Below are 17,648 nucleotides of genomic sequence, written 5' to 3' on the forward strand. Positions count from 1 at the left end.
AGGCCGCGCGCTCTTTGCGGCAAGAATGGGGGCATGAGCGACCGCCCCTCTCCTCTCGCCGACCCGCACCTGGTCTTCGATCCCACCGAAGGCCGCCGGGACATCGTCGTCCTCGGCTCCACCGGGTCCATCGGCACCCAGGCCATCGACCTGGTCCTGCGCAACCCCGACCGCTTCCGGGTCACCGCCCTCGCCGCCTCCGGCGGCCGGGTCGCGCTGCTCGCCGAGCAGGCGTACCGGCTGAAGGTCGGGGCCGTCGCCGTCGCCCGCGAGGACAAGGCCCCCGAGCTGCGCGACGCGCTGAGCGCGCTCTACGGCCCCGGTGCCGCGCTTCCCGAGATCCTCGCCGGTCCCGACGCCGCCACCGCGCTCGCCGCCTCGCCCTGCCACACGGTCCTCAACGGCATCACCGGCTCCATCGGCCTGGCGCCCACGCTCGCCGCCCTCGAAGCGGGCCGCACCCTCGCCCTCGCCAACAAGGAGTCGCTGATCGTCGGCGGCCCGCTGGTCAAGGCGCTGGCCAAGCCCGGCCAGATCATCCCGGTCGACTCCGAGCACGCCGCCCTCTTCCAGGCGCTCGCCGCCGGCACCCGCGCCGACGTCCGCAAGCTGGTCGTCACCGCCTCCGGCGGCCCCTTCCGCGGCCGTACGCGCGCCGAGCTGGCGGACGTCACCCGCGAGGACGCGCTCGCCCACCCGACCTGGGCCATGGGCCCGGTCATCACGGTCAACAGCGCGACCCTGGTCAACAAGGGCCTGGAGGTCATCGAGGCGCACCTCCTCTACGACATCCCCTTCGACCGCATCGAGGTCGTCGTCCACCCCCAGTCGTACGTCCACTCGATGGTCGAGTTCACCGACGGCTCCACCCTCGCCCAGGCCACCCCGCCGGACATGCGCGGACCGATCGCCCTCGGCATCGGCTGGCCCGAGCGCGTCCCGGACGCCGCCCCCGCCTTCGACTGGACCAAGGCCTCCAGCTGGGAGTTCTTCCCGCTCGACACCGAAGCCTTCCCCTCCGTCGGCCTCGCCCGTCACGTCGGCCAGCTGGGCGGCACCGCGCCCGCCGTGTTCAACGCGGCGAACGAGGAGTGCGTCGAGGCGTTTCTCGCCGGAAGGCTGCCCTTCAACGGAATCATGGATACGGTCACGGCAGTCGTCACCGAGCACGGCACCCCCGACCGGGGAACCCGGCTCACGGTGTCGGACGTCCTTGAAGCGGAGACCTGGGCCAGGGCCCGGGCCCGGGAACTGGCAGCACAGGCTGCGAAGGCGACCGCGGAGGCGCGCGCATGACCGTACTTCTGACGCTCCTCGGCATCGCGCTGTTCGCGTTCGGGCTGCTCGTCTCCATCGCCTGGCACGAGCTGGGCCACCTCTCCACGGCCAAGCTCTTCGGCATCCGCGTGCCCCAGTACATGGTCGGCTTCGGCCCGACGATCTGGTCGCGGAAGAAGGGCGAGACGGAGTACGGCATCAAGGCCATCCCGGCCGGCGGCTACATCCGGATGATCGGCATGTTCCCGCCCGGCAAGGACGGCCGCATCGAGGCCCGCTCCACCTCGCCTTGGCGCGCCATGATCGAGGACGCCCGCGAGGCCTCCTTCGAGGAGCTCCAGCCCGGCGACGACAAGCGGCTCTTCTACACGCGCAAGCCGTGGAAGCGCGTCATCGTGATGTTCGCCGGCCCGTTCATGAACCTGATTCTCGCCGTGCTGCTCTTCTTCGGCAGCGCGATGGCCGTCGGTTTCGAGACGCAGACGACCAAGGTCGCGGGCGTCACCAACTGCGTCATCGACCAGAGCGAGAAGCGCGACACCTGCAAGTCGACCGACCGGCCCTCGCCCGCCAAGGCCGCCGGCCTGCTCGCGGGCGACCGGATCGTCGCCTTCAACGGCGAGCGCGTCACCGACTGGAACACCCTCTCCGACCGCATCCGCGCCACCACCGGCACGGCCACCGTCACCGTCCAGCGGGACGGCAAGGAGTTGGACCTCAAGGCCACCCTCCTGGAGAACAAGGTCCTCAAGAAGGACGCGGACGGCCAGGTCGTGCAGCCCGTGCAGTACGTCTCCGCCGGCTACCTCGGCTTCGAGTCCGGCCGCGAGGTCGTCCCGCTCACCTTCGGCGAGTCAGCCTCCCGGATGACCGACCAGCTGCAGGCCGGCTTCGAGTCCGTCCTCGCCCTGCCGGGCAAGATCCCGGACCTCTGGGACGCCACCTTCGGCGACGGCGAGCGCAAGCAGGACTCGCCCGTGGGCGTCGTCGGCGCGGCCCGGATCAGCGGCGAGCTGATGAGCATCGAGGCACCGGCGGAGACCCGCCTGGTCTTCTTCCTCCAGCTGCTCGTCATGTTCAACGTGTCGCTGTTCCTGTTCAACATGCTGCCGCTGCTCCCGCTCGACGGCGGTCACATCGCCGGCGCGCTGTGGGAGTCCGTACGCCGCCACACCGCGCGGATCTTCCGGCGCCCCGACCCGGGCCCGTTCGACGTGGCCAAGCTGATGCCGGCCGCCTATGTGGTGGCGGGCGTGTTCGTCTGCTTCACGCTGCTCGTCCTCGCCGCGGACATCGTCAACCCGGTGAAGCTGACGTGACGCCCGGGTGGCCGGACCCCCGGGGTGTCCGGCCGCCCACCGCCGGGGCGGTAACCTCGAAGACCTGAGCCCGATGAACCACACCTCCTTGGGGTTGTACAGCTGATGACCGCGATCTCTCTCGGTATCCCGTCCGTTCCGACCCGGCTCGCCGAGCGGCGCAAGAGCCGCCAGATCCAGGTCGGTACCGTGGCCGTCGGCGGCGACGCACCCGTCTCGGTCCAGTCCATGACGACGACCCGGACGTCCGACATCGGCGCCACCCTTCAGCAGATCGCCGAGCTGACCGCCTCCGGCTGCCAGATCGTGCGCGTCGCCTGCCCGACGCAGGACGACGCCGACGCGCTCGCGACGATCGCGAAGAAGTCGCAGATCCCGGTGATCGCCGACATCCACTTCCAGCCGAAGTACGTCTTCGCCGCCATCGACGCCGGCTGCGCGGCCGTCCGCGTCAACCCCGGCAACATCAAGCAGTTCGACGACAAGGTCAAGGAGATCGCGCACGCCGCCAAGGACGCGGGCACGCCGATCCGGATCGGCGTCAACGCGGGCTCCCTCGACGCCCGGCTGCTGAAGAAGTACGGCAAGGCCACCCCCGAGGCGCTCGTCGAGTCCGCGCTGTGGGAGGCGTCCCTCTTCGAGGAGCACGGCTTCGGCGACATCAAGATCTCGGTCAAGCACAACGACCCGGTCGTGATGGTCAACGCCTACCGCCAGCTCGCCGCCCAGTGCGACTACCCGCTGCACCTCGGCGTCACCGAGGCCGGTCCCGCCTTCCAGGGCACCATCAAGTCGGCCGTCGCCTTCGGCGCGCTGCTGTCCGAGGGCATCGGCGACACCATCCGCGTCTCGCTCTCCGCGCCGCCGGTCGAGGAGGTCAAGGTCGGCAACCAGATCCTGGAGTCGCTGAACCTCAAGCCGCGCCGCCTGGAGATCGTCTCCTGCCCGTCCTGCGGCCGCGCCCAGGTCGACGTCTACAAGCTCGCCGAAGAGGTGACCGCCGGCCTCGACGGCATGGAGGTCCCGCTGCGCGTCGCCGTCATGGGCTGCGTCGTCAACGGCCCCGGCGAGGCCCGCGAGGCCGACCTCGGCGTCGCCTCCGGCAACGGCAAGGGCCAGATCTTCGTCAAGGGCGAGGTCATCAAGACCGTCCCCGAGTCGAAGATCGTCGAGACCCTCATCGAAGAGGCGCTGAAGATCGCCGAGCAGATGGAGAAGGACGGCGTCGCCTCGGGCGAGCCCACGGTCGCCATCGGCGTCTGACCCCGTCCCGTACGCACACCACAAGGCCCCGGCGCCCCCGCGCCGGGGCCTCGCGCGTCCCCGGCGGGGCGCGGCCAGGACCCCCGAGGGTCGGCCGGGCGAGCACCCACGGGCGCCGGACCGTGCCCGAAAGGGCATCCCGCGTGGGCCCCGCGCACTCACCCGTCACCTCCTCGGCGCGTTGGGTACAGTGCGGAGAATCAGCAGACCGCATGGTGAGGCCCCCTCGTGTTGACGCAGACCACCACCCGGGTCCTCGAACCCGCCGACCTCGGCGCCGCGCTCGCCGTCCTGGAGAGCGCCCCCGTCGAGAACGCCTTCGTGACCGCCCGCGTCCAGGCCGCCGGGCTCGACCCCTGGCGCCTCGGCGGCGAGATGTGGGGCTGGTACACCGACGGCCGGCTGCGCTCCCTGTGCTACTCCGGCGCCAACCTCGTCCCCCTCTGCGCCACCCCCGACGCCGTCCGCGCCTTCGCCGACCGCGCCCGCAGGACCGGCCGCCGCTGCTCCTCCATCGTCGGCCCCTCCGAGCCCACCTCCCAGCTCTGGAGCCTCCTGGAGCCCAGCTGGGGCCCCGCCCGCGACGTCCGCGCCCACCAGCCGCTGATGGTCACCGAAGCGCCCTCCACCACCGTCGAGGCCGACCCGCTCGTCCGCCGCATCCGCAAGGACGAGATGGAGCTGATCATGCCCGCGTGCGTGGCCATGTTCACCGAGGAGGTCGGCATCTCCCCGATGGCCGGCGACGGCGGCCTGCTCTACCAGGCCCGCGTCGCCGAACTCGTCGGCACCGGCCGCTCCTTCGCCCGCGTCGAGGACGGCAAGGTCGTCTTCAAGGCGGAGATCGGCGCCGCCACCCGCCAGGCCTGCCAGATCCAGGGCGTCTGGGTCGCCCCCGAGCACCGCGGCCGCGGCCTCTCCGAGACCGGCATGGCCGCCGTGCTCCGCTACGCCCTCGCCGACGTCGCCCCCGTCGTCAGCCTGTACGTCAACGACTACAACACCCCCGCCAGGGCCGCGTACCGCCGCGTCGGGTTCCGCGAGGTCGGGGCCTTCATGAGCGTCCTGTTCTGAGCCCGCGTCCGGTTCCGAAGCACGCGCTCCGAGGCGCTTGTAAGGTGCGGCGCATGGATGACGCCGAGAGCCACGTCAGGATCGGACCCGTCGACCTCGCCGCACGGGTCGACGACGCCCTCGCCGTTCAGGCGATCGCCTTCGGACTGAGCGCGGACGAGGTCGTCGTCCGCCGCCACATCGTGCTGCGCCATCTCCAGAACCCCGGCGCCCGCGCGTACGGCGCGACCACCGCCTCCGGCCGGCTCGTCGGCTTCGTGTACGGGATGCCCAACGACCGCGCCCACTGGTGGTCCTCGATCGTGGAGCCGTACCTCCGCTCCAACGGCACCGCCGACTGGCTCGACGACTCCTTCGTCATCACCGAGCTCCACGTCCACCCCGGCCACCAGGGGCGGGGCGTCGGCCGCGAGCTGATCACCACCATCACCGACCAGTCGAAGCTGCCCCGCTCGATCCTCTCCGCCATCGACACCGAGAGCCCCGCCCGCGGCCTGTACCGCTCCCTCGGCTACGTCGACCTCGCCCGGCAGGTCCACTTCCCGAGCGCCCCCCGCCCGTACGCGGTGATGGGCGCCCCGCTCCCGCTGCCCCGACGGGCCGCGACCGGGAACTGATTTCCGCCTCCCCGGGCCACCCGGCTAACCTCCTAGGGGGTGTCCGGCGGACCATGGCCGGGGCCACGACGTCTGGCACGGCACCTCGCCGCGTTGCCGAAACGCCTGAATAGCTCCGCTATTAAGGCGCTCCGGCGCCTTGCGAGGCACCGCACCAGACGCCGCGTCCTGTCCGACCCTGGTCCGCCGGACACCCCCTAGCCATCACCCAGATTTCCGGCAGGAGTACGAGAACCATGGCCAACGCACCGGTCCAGCGCATGTCCCAGTTGATGGCGAAGACGCTGCGCGACGACCCGGCGGACGCCGAGGTCCTCAGCCACAAGCTCCTCGTCCGGGCCGGCTACGTCCGCCGTACCGCCGCCGGCATCTGGAGCTGGCTGCCCCTGGGCAAGAAGGTCCTCGCCAACGTCGAGCGGATCGTCCGCGAGGAGATGGACGGCATCGGCGCCCAGGAGGTCTCGCTGCCCTCCCTGCTGCCCCGTGAGCCCTACGAGGCCACCGGCCGCTGGGACGAGTACGGCGCCGAGCTCTTCCGCCTCCAGGACCGCAAGGGCGGTGACTACCTCCTCGGCCCGACGCACGAGGAGATCTTCACGCTCCTGGTCAAGGACCAGTGCTCGTCCTACAAGGACCTGCCCGTCATCCTGTACCAGATCGCGGCGAAGTACCGCGACGAGGCCCGCCCCCGCGCCGGCATCCTGCGCGGCCGCGAGTTCCTGATGAAGGACTCGTACTCCTTCGACACGGAGGACGAGGGCCTTGCCCAGTCCTACGGCCTGCACCGCGCCGCCTACCAGCGGATCTTCGAGCGCCTCGGCCTCGACTACCGCATCTGCGCCGCGACCGCGGGCGCGATGGGCGGCTCGAAGTCCGAGGAGTTCCTCGCCCCGGCCGAGGCCGGCGAAGACACCTTCGCGGACTGCCCGAACTGCGACTTCGCGGCGAACACCGAGGCGATCACCTACGAGCTGAAGCCGGTCGACGGCTCGGCCGTCCCCGCCGCCGAGGAGATCCCCACCCCCGACACCCCCACCATCGAGACCCTCGCCGCCTCCCTCGGCGTGGCGGCCTCCGCCACGCTGAAGAACCTGCTGGTCAAGGTCGACGGCGAGATCGTCGCCGTCGGCGTGCCCGGCGACCGCGAGGTCGACCTGAGCAAGGTCGAGGCGCACTTCGCGCCGGCCACGGTCGAGATGGTCACCGAGACGGACTTCGCCGGCCGCGAGGACCTCGTCCGGGGCTACGTCGGCCCGCAGGGCCTGGAGAAGGTGAAGTACCTCGCCGACCCGCGCGTCGCGCCCGGCACGGCCTGGATCACGGGCGCCAACAAGGAGGGCACGCACGCGAAGAACGTCGTCGCGGGCCGTGACTTCGAGGTCGACGAGTACGTCGACGTCGTGGTCGTCCTGGACGGCGACCCGTGCCCCAAGTGCGGCACCGGCCTGAAGCTCGACCGCGCCATCGAGATCGGCCACATCTTCCAGCTGGGCCGCAAGTACGCCGACGCCCTCAAGCTCGACGTCCTCGGCCAGAACGGCAAGCCCGTCCGCGTCACCATGGGCTCGTACGGCATCGGCGTCTCGCGTGCCGTCGCCGCCCTCGCCGAGCAGTCCGCCGACGACAAGGGCCTGTGCTGGCCCGCCGAGGTCGCCCCGGCCGACGTCCACGTGGTCGCCGCCGGCAAGGCGCTCCAGACCGAACTGGCCCTGGAGGTCTCCGAGAAGCTGCGCGCCGCGGGCCTCCGCGTCCTGGTCGACGACCGCGCGGGCGTCTCCCCGGGCGTCAAGTTCACCGACGCGGAGCTGATCGGCGTCCCGAAGATCCTCGTCGCCGGCCGCCGCTCGGCCGAGGGCGTCCTGGAGCTGAAGGACCGCCGCACGGGCGAGCGCGAGGAGCTGACGGTCGACGAGGCGATCGCCCGCCTCAGCGCCTGACGGCCGTAGACGCAAGGGTGGGGGTGCCTTCGGGCACCCCCACCCGCGTCACGCCGCCTTGTCCTGCGGGAACGGCTCCACCGGCGCGCCCGTCAGCGTCTCGTCCAGGGCCAGCGGGGGCTCCGGCAGAGCCAGGTCCTCGACGGCCGGGACGCCCGGGAGAGGTTCCTGCCGGGGCGCCGCGGGCTGGTCCGGCGCCGGAGCCGCCCGCTCCAGGAACCTGAGCAGCTCCACCGGGATCGGCAGCACCAGCGTCGAGTTCTTCTCCGCCGACACGGCCATCACCGTCTGCAACAGCCTCAGCTGCAGCGCCGCCGGCTGCGCCGACATCACGCCCGCCGCCTCCGCCAGCTTCTTCGACGCCTGGAGCTCCGCGTCCGCGTTGATCACCCGCGCGCGCCGCTCCCGGTCCGCCTCCGCCTGCCGTGCCATCGACCGCTTCATGGTCTCCGGCAGCGACACGTCCTTGATCTCCACCCGGTCGATCTGCACACCCCACCCGATGGCCGGCGAGTCCAGCATCAGCTCGAGGCCCTGGTTGAGCTTCTCCCGGTTGGAGAGCAGATCGTCCAGATCGCTCTTGCCGATGATCGACCGCAGCGAGGTCTGCGCCATCTGCGAGACGGCGAACTTGTAGTCCTCCACCCGCACCAGCGCCTCGGCCGCGTCCACCACCTTGAAGTAGACGACCGCGTCCACCCGCACCGTCACGTTGTCCCGCGTGATGCCCTCCTGCGCGGGCACGGGCATCGTCACGATCTGCATGTTCACCTTGTGGAGCCGGTCCACGACCGGACGGATCATCGTGAACCCCGGCTGGCGGACATCGCCCAGGAGCCGGCCGAAGCGGAAGACCACGCCCCGTTCGTACTGCTTCACCACGCGTGCCGCCGCGCCCACGTACACCACGGCGGCCACTCCGGTCGCCGCCACCGCTGCGAGAATCTCCTCGACCATCACGACCCCCAAAGGTCCGAGCCGAGCCCTACAGCAAAGGTATTCCCCTACAGCCAGCCCGCGAACTCCAGGAGCAGCTCCGCGTCCTGCCGACGGCCCGCCGTCAGCGCCCGGGTACCCGACTCGACCGCGCGGAACAGGGTCCAGCCGCGCAGCCGCTCCCGGTCCACCTCCAGCGAATCCGCGAGCCGGTTGACCCGCCGCCGGGCCGACGACGCCCCGGCCGAGGCCGCCACCAGGTCCTCGACCCGGTCCCGTACGAGCCGCGCCAGGTCGTAGGCGCGCTCGCCGACCAGCGGCTCGGGGCCGACGGCCAGCCACGGCGTACGGTCACCGCCGAGCACCTTGCCCTGCCGGAAGTTCCCGTGCAGCAGCAGCGTCTCCGGGGGAGACGCGACCAGCTCCTCGCGCACCTCGAGCGCGGCGGCGGTCAGCGCCCCGGTCTCGACCTCGCCCCGGTAGGAGTCCATCGCCGCGGCCTGCCGTGCGGTGCGCTCGGCGACCGTCTCGAAGCCGTGCCCCGCGGGCGGCTCGACCCACAGCCTCCGTACCGTGCCCGCCGCCTCCAGGAGCGCCTTCGCCTCCGGCAGGGACCGCAGCGACACCTCCGGGTGCAGCCGCTCCAGGAGCAGCGAACCGTCCTCGGGCGCGTCGAGCAGCCGCGCCGCGCCCCAGCCGTCCCAGTGCGCAAGGGCGTCCCGCTCCAGATCGGGGCGTGCGGCCTCCGGGGCGATCTTCAGCGCGGCGGGGGAGCCGTCGGGGCGCCGTACGAGCACCACCAGGCTGCTGCGCCCGCCGGGCGCCATCACCCGCTCGACGTCCAGGGAGGCGTGCTCCACCGTGGTCCGCGCGAGTTCGGGCAGCTTTTCGAGCCACTCGGCCGCGACAGCGTCGCCGTACGTCTCGGCGAGCGTCCGCACCAGTCGCTGCGGCGGTTCGAAAGCCATGCGTGCGTTGTTCCTTCTGCAGTACGAAGCCTGGTCAGGGCCGTTTCGGGTCCGCGCTACGCCCGCTCGGCGAGCCCAGGAAAGGTTACGTCGGTGCCGCGCCAGCGGACGGCCCGTACCGCCGCCTCGCGCAACGCGGCGGCCGCCTCCCGCCGCAGCGGCCCCTCGGCCGCCCGGACGAGGTCGGAGTACACCCCGGCCACCCGGTCCTCCAGGACGGCGGCGAGCAGTACGGCGGCGGCCCGGTCCGGCACCGCGAACGGCAGCTCGTAGCCGGCCGCCGCCGCGACCGGTTCACCGCCCAGGTCCCGCACGGTCCTGCGCAGGCTGTCCCGCCGGGCCCGGTGCGCCTCGTACGCGGCCGTGGCCTCGGGCCGCCGCTCGGCGCCGATCCGGCCGCCGACGACCCCGTACCCGTACACCGCCGCGTGCTCGGCGGCGAGCGCGGCCCGCGCCGCTTCCAGGGCGCTCATGCCCGGCCTCCTTCGGTCAGCAGATACGCGTGCGCGGCGCCGGAGGCCGCCACCGAGGCGAGCAGCCGGGCGTACTCGGGCTCCGCGTCGAGCAGCGCCGCCGCGTGCGCGTCGGCGGTCCTGCGCGCGAGCGCCGCCAGTTCCTTCAGCGCGAGGGCCGGATCGGCCGGTACGGGAAGGGGGGCCGGGGTTCCCGAGGCGGCCGGGGCCGACGGCGTCGCGGCCGGTCCGTCGCCGGGATCCGCCGACCGGGTGTCCGCCGAAGGAGCGGCCTTTCCGGTCTTTCCGGCGTCCCCAGCCGCACCGGCGGCACCGGGAGTGCCGCCCGCCTCCGCGCCCTCCGCGAGCGCGGCGGCGTGCGCCGCCACCGCCGTCCGCAGCGGGGTCAGCCGCGCGGTCAGCGTCGGATGGGCGGCGAGCACCTCGTCGTAACGTTCCAGCAGGGTCCGGCTAGTCGCCGCCGAACGGCGGCGCAGCGCCGCCTCGGCCCGCGCCGCCAGCTCGGCCGCGCTCGGCTTCCTCGGCCGCTCGGGGCCGCTCTCGGCGGTGCAGCCGACCAGCGTCACCGCCCCCGCGGCCAGGAGCGCGCGCCTGCCCAAGGTCCCCGTGCGCCCCACATTCACTCCCTCGGCCAGGTCGAAGATCACCGCAGGCGAGCGTACCCGCGGCCCCCGGGGCCGTGGACGGCAACACCCCCCGCGACCGGATACCCTTTGGTCTGACACGCGACGAAACCCACAACAGCACACGCGGCCGAGGAGTCACCCGGATGAGCACCACCCAGAGCGACAGGCTGCGAGCACTCCTTGAGCCGCTCATCGCCGCGCAGGGACTCGACCTCGAAGAGATCGAGGTGGCCTCCGTGGGACGCAAGCGGGTGCTGCGTGTGGTCGTCGACTCCGACGAAGGTGCCGATCTGGACCAGGTCGCCGATGTGAGCCGCGCGCTCTCGGAGACGCTGGACGAGACCGACGCGATGGGCGAGGGGGAGTACACCCTCGAGGTCGGCACCCCGGGCGCGGAGCGCCCGCTCACCGAGCCCCGCCACTATGTGCGCGCCACCGGCCGCCTCGCCAAGCTGCAGCTGAACGACGGCGCGGAGCTCGTCGCACGGATCCTCGCCGTGGACGAGACCGGCGTCGACCTCGAAGTGCCGGGCGTGAAGGGGCGCAAGCCCACCGCCCGCCGGGCCGAGTTCGCGGACATCGCCAAGGCGCGTGTCGAGATCGAGTTCAACCGCAAGGACAAGAAGGAAGAGGAGGCGTAGCCGTGGACATCGACGTGAAGCTCCTGAAGGGCTTGGCACAAGAGAAGGAGATCTCCTTCGATCTGTTGGTCGAGGCGATCGAGTCGGCCCTCCTCATCGCGTACCACCGCACCCCCTCGGCCCGCCGCCACGCGCGCGTGGAGCTGAACCGGCAGACCGGTCACGTGACGGTGTGGGCGAAGGAGGACCCCTCCGAGCTGGAGGAGGGCCAGGAGCCCAAGGACTTCGACGACACCCCGTCGGACTTCGGCCGGATCGCGGCCAGCACCGCCCGCCAGGTCATCCAGCAGCGGCTGCGGGACGCCGAGAACGACGTCACCTTCGGCGAGTACGCCCGCCGCGAGGGCGACATCGTCGCCGGACAGGTGCAGCAGGGCAAGGACCCGAAGAACGTCCTCGTCCGCCTCGACGACAAGCTGGAAGCCATCCTTCCGGTGCAGGAGCAGGTGCCGGGCGAGGACTACACGCACGGTCTGCGGCTGCGCACGTACGTCGTCCGGGTCGCCAAGGGTGTCCGCGGTCCGTCCGTCACCCTTTCGCGTACGCATCCCAATCTGGTGAAGAAGCTGTTCGCCCTGGAGGTCCCCGAGATCGCCGACGGTTCCGTCGAGATCGCGGCGATCGCCCGTGAGGCCGGCCACCGCACCAAGATCGCCGTACGGTCCACCCGTTCGGGCCTGAACGCCAAGGGCGCCTGCATCGGCCCCATGGGCAGCCGGGTGCGCAATGTCATGGCGGAGCTGCACGGCGAGAAGATCGACATCGTCGACTGGTCGGACGACCCGGCCGAGATGGTGGCGAGCGCGCTCTCCCCGGCCCGGGTCTCCAAGGTCGAGATCGTCGACCTGGCCGCCCGTTCCGCCCGGGTGACCGTGCCGGACTACCAGCTGTCGCTCGCGATCGGCAAGGAGGGCCAGAACGCCCGCCTCGCCGCCCGCCTCACCGGCTGGCGCATCGACATCCGCCCGGACACCGAGCAGCCGTCGGAAGACGCGCGCGCCCGGGACTGAGCGCGGAGGGGATCCGCGAGGGTCCCGAGGAATGAATCTCGCCGTCGTCACGTTGTGCGACGGCGAGATCACGACAGACGACCGTTCGATTTTTGCCCCAAACGGGTGAGGTCGCTACGGGGAGGTAGACTTAGCGTGTCTGGCCGGACGCAAGACCGAGCGTGCCCTGAGCGAACCTGTGTGGGATGCCGGGAGCGAGCGGCCAAGAGCGATCTGCTGCGCATCGTGGAGGTCGAGGGCGCGTGCGTCCCCGATCATCGCGGTACGCTGCCCGGCCGGGGTGCGTATCTGCACCCCGCCTCGGTCTGTCTCGACCTGGCGGTCCGCCGCCGGGCGTTCCCGAGGGCCTTCAAGGTCCAGGGTCCGCTCGAAACGGCGGAAATCCGCTTTCACGTCGAGCAGGCAGCACCGTAAGAAGAAGTACGGCACGGATAACCGTGCGGTCAGGTACCTCGCGAGTTGGAAGTAGGTCGAGATTGCGATGAGCACTCGATGAGTACGCGATGAGTACGCCCATGAAGTAGCGACGGTCCGGCGGTAACCGGACCTAAAAGGAGCGAAGTGGCTAAGGTCCGGGTATACGAACTCGCCAAGGAGTTCGGCGTGGAGAGCAAGGTCGTCATGGCCAAGCTCCAAGAACTCGGTGAATTCGTCCGTTCGGCGTCCTCGACGATCGAGGCGCCGGTCGTGCGCAAGTTGACTGATGCGCTGCAGGGTCCCGGCGGTTCCGCCGGCAAGACCGCTGCCAAGCCTGGCGCGCCTCGTAAGGCCGCCCCCTCGAAGCCCGCGGCGCCGTCTCCGGCCGCCGCGGCACGTCCCGCTGCCCCCAAGCCCGGCGCCCCGGCCCCCAAGCCGGCCCCCGCCGCGCCCGCGGCACCGGCCCCGGTCACCCCGGCGGCCCCCGCGAGCAGCACCCCCTCTCCGGCTCCGGCCGCCTCGGGCCCCCGCCCGGGCCCGAAGCCCGCGCCCAAGCCGGTCACGCCGGCTCCGGCCGCGCCCGAGTTCACCGCGCCTCCGGCGGCTCCCGCCGCCGGTCAGCGTCCCGGTGGCGGCGCCCAGGGACCCCGTCCCGCCGGCGAGCGTCCCGCCCGTCCGGGTCAGGGCGCGCCGCGTCCGCAGGGCCAGGGTGCCCCGCGTCCGCAGGGCCAGGGCGCTCCGCGTCCGGGCGGTGCCCGTCCGGCCGGTCCGCGTCCGGGCAACAACCCCTTCACCTCGGGTGGCTCCACCGGAATGGCGCGCCCGCAGGCGCCCCGTCCGGGTGGCGGTGCCCCCCGTCCCGGTGGCGATCGTGCCGTTCCGGGTGCCCCGCGTCCGCAGGGCGGCCCCGGTGGCGCCCCGCGTCCCCAGGGTCAGGGCGGCGCCCGTCCGACCCCCGGTGGCATGCCTCGTCCGCAGGCTCCCCGTCCGGGCGGCGCGCCCGGCGGTAACCGTCCGAACCCGGGCATGATGCCGCAGCGTCCCGCTGCCGGCCCGCGTCCCGGTGGTGGCCCCGGTGGCGGCGGCCGTGGTCCCGGTGGCCCCGGTGGTCGTCCGGGTGGCGGCGGCGGTCGTCCCGGTGGCGGCGGCGGCTTCGCCGGCCGTCCGGCCGGTCCCGGTGGTGGCGGCGGCGGCTTCGCCGGTCGCCCCGGCGGTCCCGGTGGTGGCGGCGGCGGTCGTCCGGGTGGTCCCGGCGGCGGTGGCGGCGGCTTCGGCGGTCGTCCCGGCGGCTTCGGTGGACGTCCCGGTGGCCCCGGTGGCCGTGGTGGCACGCAGGGCGCCTTCGGTCGCCCCGGCGGTCCCGCGCGTCGTGGTCGCAAGTCGAAGCGTCAGAGGCGCCAGGAGTACGAGGCCATGCAGGCCCCGTCGGTCGGCGGCGTGATGCTGCCTCGCGGCAACGGCGAAGCCATTCGCCTGTCGCGCGGTGCCTCCCTCACCGACTTCGCCGAGAAGATCGGCGCCAACCCGGCGTCGCTCGTCGCGGTGATGATGAACCTCGGTGAGATGGTCACGGCCACGCAGTCCGTGTCCGACGACACGCTGACGATGCTCGGCGAAGAGATGAACTACACCGTTCAGATCGTCTCGCCGGAGGAGGAGGACCGCGAGCTTCTCGAGTCCTTCGACATCGAGTTCGGCGAGGACGAGGGCGGCGAAGAGGCTCTGGTCTCCCGTCCGCCGGTCGTCACCGTCATGGGTCACGTCGACCACGGCAAGACCCGACTGCTCGACGCGATCCGCAAGACGAACGTCGTCGCGGGCGAGGCCGGTGGCATCACCCAGCACATCGGTGCCTACCAGGTCGGCACCGAGGTCAACGGCGAAGAGCGTCGCATCACCTTCATCGACACCCCGGGTCACGAGGCGTTCACCGCCATGCGTGCCCGTGGTGCGAAGTCGACCGACATCGCGATCCTCGTGGTCGCGGCCAACGACGGCGTCATGCCGCAGACGATCGAGGCGCTCAACCACGCCAAGGCCGCCGGCGTCCCGATCGTCGTCGCGGTCAACAAGATCGACGTCGAGGGTGCGGACCCGACCAAGGTCCGCGGTCAGCTGACCGAGTTCGGTCTGGTGGCCGAGGAGTACGGCGGCGACACGATGTTCGTCGACATCTCCGCCAAGCAGGGTCTGCACATCGACTCCCTGCTCGAGGCCGTCGTCCTCACCGCCGACGCCTCGCTCGACCTGCGGGCCAACCCGAACCAGGACGCGCAGGGCATCGCGATCGAGTCCCACCTCGACCGCGGTCGTGGTGCCGTCTCGACCGTCCTGGTCCAGCGCGGAACGCTGCGCATCGGCGACACCGTGGTGGTCGGCGACGCGTACGGCCGCGTCCGGGCGATGCTCGACGACAAGGGCAACAACGTCGAGGAGGCGACCCCGTCGACTCCCGTCCTGGTGCTCGGTCTCACCAACGTGCCGGGTGCCGGCGACAACCTCCTGGTTGTCGACGAGGACCGTACGGCCCGTCAGATCGCCGAGAAGCGTGCTGCGCGTGAGCGCAACGCCGCCTTCGCCAAGCGCGTCCGCCGGGTGTCCCTCGAGGACCTCGACAAGGTGCTCAAGGCCGGTCTGGTCCAGGAACTCAACCTCATCATCAAGGGCGACGCGTCCGGTGCGGTCGAGGCTCTCGAGGCCTCGCTGCTCCAGCTCGACGTCGGCGAAGAGGTCGACATCCGTGTCCTGCACCGCGGTGTGGGTGCGGTCACCGAGTCCGACATCGACCTGGCCATGGGCTCCGACGCCATCGTCATCGGCTACAACGTCCGGGCTGCCGGCCGTGCGGCGCAGATGGCGGAGCGCGAAGGCGTCGACGTCCGGTACTACTCGGTGATCTACCAGGCCATCGAGGAGATCGAGGCGGCTCTGAAGGGCCTCCTCAAGCCGGAGTACGAAGAGGTCGAGCTCGGTACGGCGGAGATCCGCGAGGTCTTCCGCTCGTCCAAGCTGGGCAACATCGCCGGTGTCCTCATCCGCTCCGGCGAGGTCAAGCGCAACACCAAGGCGCGCCTCGTCCGCGACGGCAAGGTCATCGCCGAGGACCTCACGATCCACGGTCTGCGCCGCTTCAAGGACGACGTCACCGAGATCCGCGAAGGCTTCGAGGGCGGTATCAACCTCGGAAACTTCAACGACATCAAGATCGACGACGTCATCGCGACGTACGAGATGCGCGAGAAGCCGCGCGCCTGACGGCAGCGGTAGTCCCGGGGCCGGTCGGCGGAAAGTATTCCGTCGATCGGCCCCGGCCGTTGCGTGTACGGTTCTGGTGTTCCTGCCAAGCGAAGGCGTGGCAGGCCACCGAACCCGAACCGGCGGGACATCCGGCACTACATGTACGTGGGGACTCTGTCCTTCGATCTGCTCCTCGGCGACGTTCATTCGCTGAAGGAGAAACGCTCCGTCGTCCGGCCCATCGTCGCCGAGCTCCAGCGCAAGTTCTCCGTGAGCGCGGCCGAGGTGGGCGAACAGGACCTCCATCGCAGGGCCCGACTGGGGGTCGCTCTGGTGTCCGGGGACGCGGGGTTCGTGTCGGACGTGCTCGACCGGTGCGAGCGGCTGGTCGCGGCCAGGCCCGAGGTGGAGCTGCTGTCGGTGCGACGCAGGCTCCACACTGATGAAGACTGAATGAGCAAGGCAAAGAAGGAGAAGGACCAGTGGCCGACAACGCGCGGGCGAAGAAGCTGGCGGACCTCATCCGGGAGGTGGTCGCCGAGAAGCTGCAGCGCGGCATCAAGGACCCGCGCCTGGGTACGCACGTGACCATCACGGACACCCGCGTCACCGGTGACCTGCGGGAGGCCACGGTCTTCTACACGGTCTACGGCGACGACGAGGAGCGGGCCAGCGCGGCCGCGGGCCTGGAGAGTGCCAAGGGCATCCTCCGCTCGGCCGTGGGCGCCGCCGCCGGGACGAAGTTCACGCCGACGCTGACGTTCGTCGCGGACGCCCTCCCGGAGACCGCGAAGACGATCGAGGACCTCCTCGACAAGGCGCGGGCCTCCGACGCGGCCGTGCGCGAGGCGTCCTCCGGCGCCAAGTACGCCGGCGAGGCCGACCCGTACCGCAAGCCCGAGGACGAGGACGAAGAGGGCACCACCGCCTGATGAGCAACGCAGGGAAGACGCCCGACGGGCTTGTCATCGTCGACAAGCCGTCGGGCTTCACTTCGCACGACGTCGTGGCCAAGATGCGCGGGATCGCCAAGACCCGCCGGGTCGGCCACGCCGGCACGCTCGACCCCATGGCCACCGGCGTCCTCGTCCTCGGCGTGGAGCGGGCGACCAAGCTGCTCGGTCACCTCGCGCTGACCGAGAAGGAGTACCTCGGCACCATCCGCCTCGGCCAGACGACGATCACCGACGACGCCGAGGGCGAGATCACGGCCTCCGTGGACGCCTCCAAGGTGACCCGTGAGGGGATCGACGCGGGCGTGGCGGAGCTGACCGGCGCCATCATGCAGGTGCCGTCGAAGGTCTCCGCCATCAAGATCGACGGCAAGCGGTCGTACGCGCGGGTGCGCGGCGGCGAGGAGTTCGAGATCCCGGCGCGGCCGGTCACCGTCTCGTCCTTCCAGGTGTACGACGTCCGGGAGGCCGTCGCCGAGGACGGCACACAGGTCGTGGACCTGGTCGTCTCGGTGGTCTGCTCCTCCGGTACGTACATCCGGGCGCTCGCCCGTGACCTGGGCGCCGGGCTCGGCGTGGGCGGTCATCTGACCGCGCTGCGACGCACCCGGGTCGGCCCGTACAAGCTGGACTCGGCCAAGACCCTGGACCAGCTCCAGGAGGAGCTGACGGTCATGCCGGTCGCCGACGCGGCCTCGGCGGCGTTCCCCCGCTGGGACGTCGACGAGAAGCGGGCCCGGCTGCTGCTCAACGGCGTGCGGCTCGAGATGCCGTCGTATCCGCCGGGTCCGGTGGCCGTCTTCGCGCCCGACGGACGTCTGCTGGCCCTCGTGGAGGACCAGAAGGGCAAGGCGAAGAGCCTGGCCGTCTTCGGCTGACGCGTTATTTGTTGTGACGGG

The 17,648-nt window shown here is 71.7% G+C and carries 17 protein-coding genes; 13 read left to right on the forward strand and 4 right to left on the reverse strand.

The window, feature by feature from the left end; genetic code table 11:
- Positions 1 to 33: 33 nt before the first annotated feature.
- The 6 genes from dxr (at position 34) to ACWCO8_RS32085 (ending at position 7,488) form a co-directional block, all read left to right on the forward strand.
- A complete protein-coding gene (dxr, locus tag ACWCO8_RS32060) occupies positions 34 to 1,296 on the forward strand; it encodes a 1-deoxy-D-xylulose-5-phosphate reductoisomerase (RefSeq protein WP_451035171.1) in 1,263 nt (420 codons plus the stop codon).
- Positions 1,293 to 2,597 carry a M50 family metallopeptidase gene (locus ACWCO8_RS32065; RefSeq protein ID WP_362003297.1) on the forward strand — a complete coding sequence of 435 codons (1,305 nt, stop codon included), beginning with the start codon at positions 1,293 to 1,295 and terminating at the stop codon, positions 2,595 to 2,597. Before dxr ends, ACWCO8_RS32065 begins: the two co-directional genes overlap by 4 nt.
- Before the next feature lie 105 nt (positions 2,598 to 2,702).
- On the forward strand, positions 2,703 to 3,860 hold the full coding sequence (ispG, locus tag ACWCO8_RS32070) for a flavodoxin-dependent (E)-4-hydroxy-3-methylbut-2-enyl-diphosphate synthase (RefSeq protein WP_362003295.1): 1,158 nt from the start codon (positions 2,703 to 2,705) through the stop codon (positions 3,858 to 3,860).
- A gap of 228 nt (positions 3,861 to 4,088) precedes the next feature.
- A complete protein-coding gene (locus ACWCO8_RS32075) occupies positions 4,089 to 4,934 on the forward strand; it encodes a GNAT family N-acetyltransferase (RefSeq protein WP_451035172.1) in 846 nt (281 codons plus the stop codon).
- Positions 4,935 to 4,987: 53 nt separating this feature from the next.
- Positions 4,988 to 5,551, forward strand: coding sequence for a GNAT family N-acetyltransferase (locus tag ACWCO8_RS32080; protein WP_362003293.1), 564 nt, complete (start codon positions 4,988 to 4,990; stop codon positions 5,549 to 5,551).
- A gap of 236 nt (positions 5,552 to 5,787) precedes the next feature.
- On the forward strand, positions 5,788 to 7,488 hold the full coding sequence (locus ACWCO8_RS32085) for a proline--tRNA ligase (RefSeq protein ID WP_451035173.1): 1,701 nt from the start codon (positions 5,788 to 5,790) through the stop codon (positions 7,486 to 7,488).
- A 48-nt stretch (positions 7,489 to 7,536) separates the two neighbouring features.
- On the opposite strand, the gene ACWCO8_RS32090 is transcribed toward ACWCO8_RS32085, so the two are convergent.
- From ACWCO8_RS32090 to ACWCO8_RS32105, 4 genes are read right to left on the reverse strand one after another with little or no spacing between them, the layout of a single operon-like run.
- Positions 7,537 to 8,445: a slipin family protein gene (locus ACWCO8_RS32090; RefSeq protein WP_451035174.1), complete on the reverse strand. Its 909-nt coding sequence runs from the start codon at positions 8,443 to 8,445 to the stop codon at positions 7,537 to 7,539.
- A 47-nt stretch (positions 8,446 to 8,492) separates the two neighbouring features.
- Complete coding sequence (locus tag ACWCO8_RS32095) at positions 8,493 to 9,392, reverse strand: aminoglycoside phosphotransferase family protein (protein ID WP_362003289.1); 900 nt, start codon at positions 9,390 to 9,392, stop codon at positions 8,493 to 8,495.
- 56 nt (positions 9,393 to 9,448) lie between these two features.
- Complete coding sequence (locus ACWCO8_RS32100) at positions 9,449 to 9,865, reverse strand: ferritin-like domain-containing protein (protein WP_451035175.1); 417 nt, start codon at positions 9,863 to 9,865, stop codon at positions 9,449 to 9,451.
- Positions 9,862 to 10,512: a hypothetical protein gene (locus ACWCO8_RS32105; RefSeq protein ID WP_451035176.1), complete on the reverse strand. Its 651-nt coding sequence runs from the start codon at positions 10,510 to 10,512 to the stop codon at positions 9,862 to 9,864. Before ACWCO8_RS32105 ends, ACWCO8_RS32100 begins: the two co-directional genes overlap by 4 nt.
- 122 nt (positions 10,513 to 10,634) lie before the next feature.
- Between ACWCO8_RS32105 and rimP the strand changes: the two genes are divergently transcribed.
- From rimP to truB, 7 genes are all read left to right on the forward strand, one after another.
- Positions 10,635 to 11,132: a ribosome maturation factor RimP gene (gene rimP, locus ACWCO8_RS32110; RefSeq protein ID WP_361967968.1), complete on the forward strand. Its 498-nt coding sequence runs from the start codon at positions 10,635 to 10,637 to the stop codon at positions 11,130 to 11,132.
- 2 nt (positions 11,133 to 11,134) lie between these two features.
- Entirely contained in the window at positions 11,135 to 12,142 is a 1,008-nt protein-coding gene (gene nusA / locus ACWCO8_RS32115) for a transcription termination factor NusA (RefSeq protein ID WP_451035177.1), read from the forward strand.
- A 135-nt stretch (positions 12,143 to 12,277) separates the two neighbouring features.
- Positions 12,278 to 12,556, forward strand: coding sequence for a YlxR family protein (locus ACWCO8_RS32120; protein WP_362003283.1), 279 nt, complete (start codon positions 12,278 to 12,280; stop codon positions 12,554 to 12,556).
- A gap of 147 nt (positions 12,557 to 12,703) precedes the next feature.
- Positions 12,704 to 15,814, forward strand: coding sequence for a translation initiation factor IF-2 (infB, locus tag ACWCO8_RS32125; RefSeq protein WP_451035178.1), 3,111 nt, complete (start codon positions 12,704 to 12,706; stop codon positions 15,812 to 15,814).
- Positions 15,815 to 15,955: 141 nt separating this feature from the next.
- Positions 15,956 to 16,249, forward strand: coding sequence for a DUF503 domain-containing protein (locus ACWCO8_RS32130; protein WP_362003280.1), 294 nt, complete (start codon positions 15,956 to 15,958; stop codon positions 16,247 to 16,249).
- A gap of 29 nt (positions 16,250 to 16,278) precedes the next feature.
- Complete coding sequence (gene rbfA / locus ACWCO8_RS32135) at positions 16,279 to 16,728, forward strand: 30S ribosome-binding factor RbfA (protein ID WP_361603499.1); 450 nt, start codon at positions 16,279 to 16,281, stop codon at positions 16,726 to 16,728.
- Complete coding sequence (gene truB / locus ACWCO8_RS32140) at positions 16,728 to 17,627, forward strand: tRNA pseudouridine(55) synthase TruB (RefSeq protein WP_362003278.1); 900 nt, start codon at positions 16,728 to 16,730, stop codon at positions 17,625 to 17,627. Before rbfA ends, truB begins: the two co-directional genes overlap by 1 nt.
- Positions 17,628 to 17,648: the final 21 nt, after the last annotated feature.

The sequence above is a fragment of the Streptomyces sp. NPDC001927 genome, assembly GCF_053594455.1.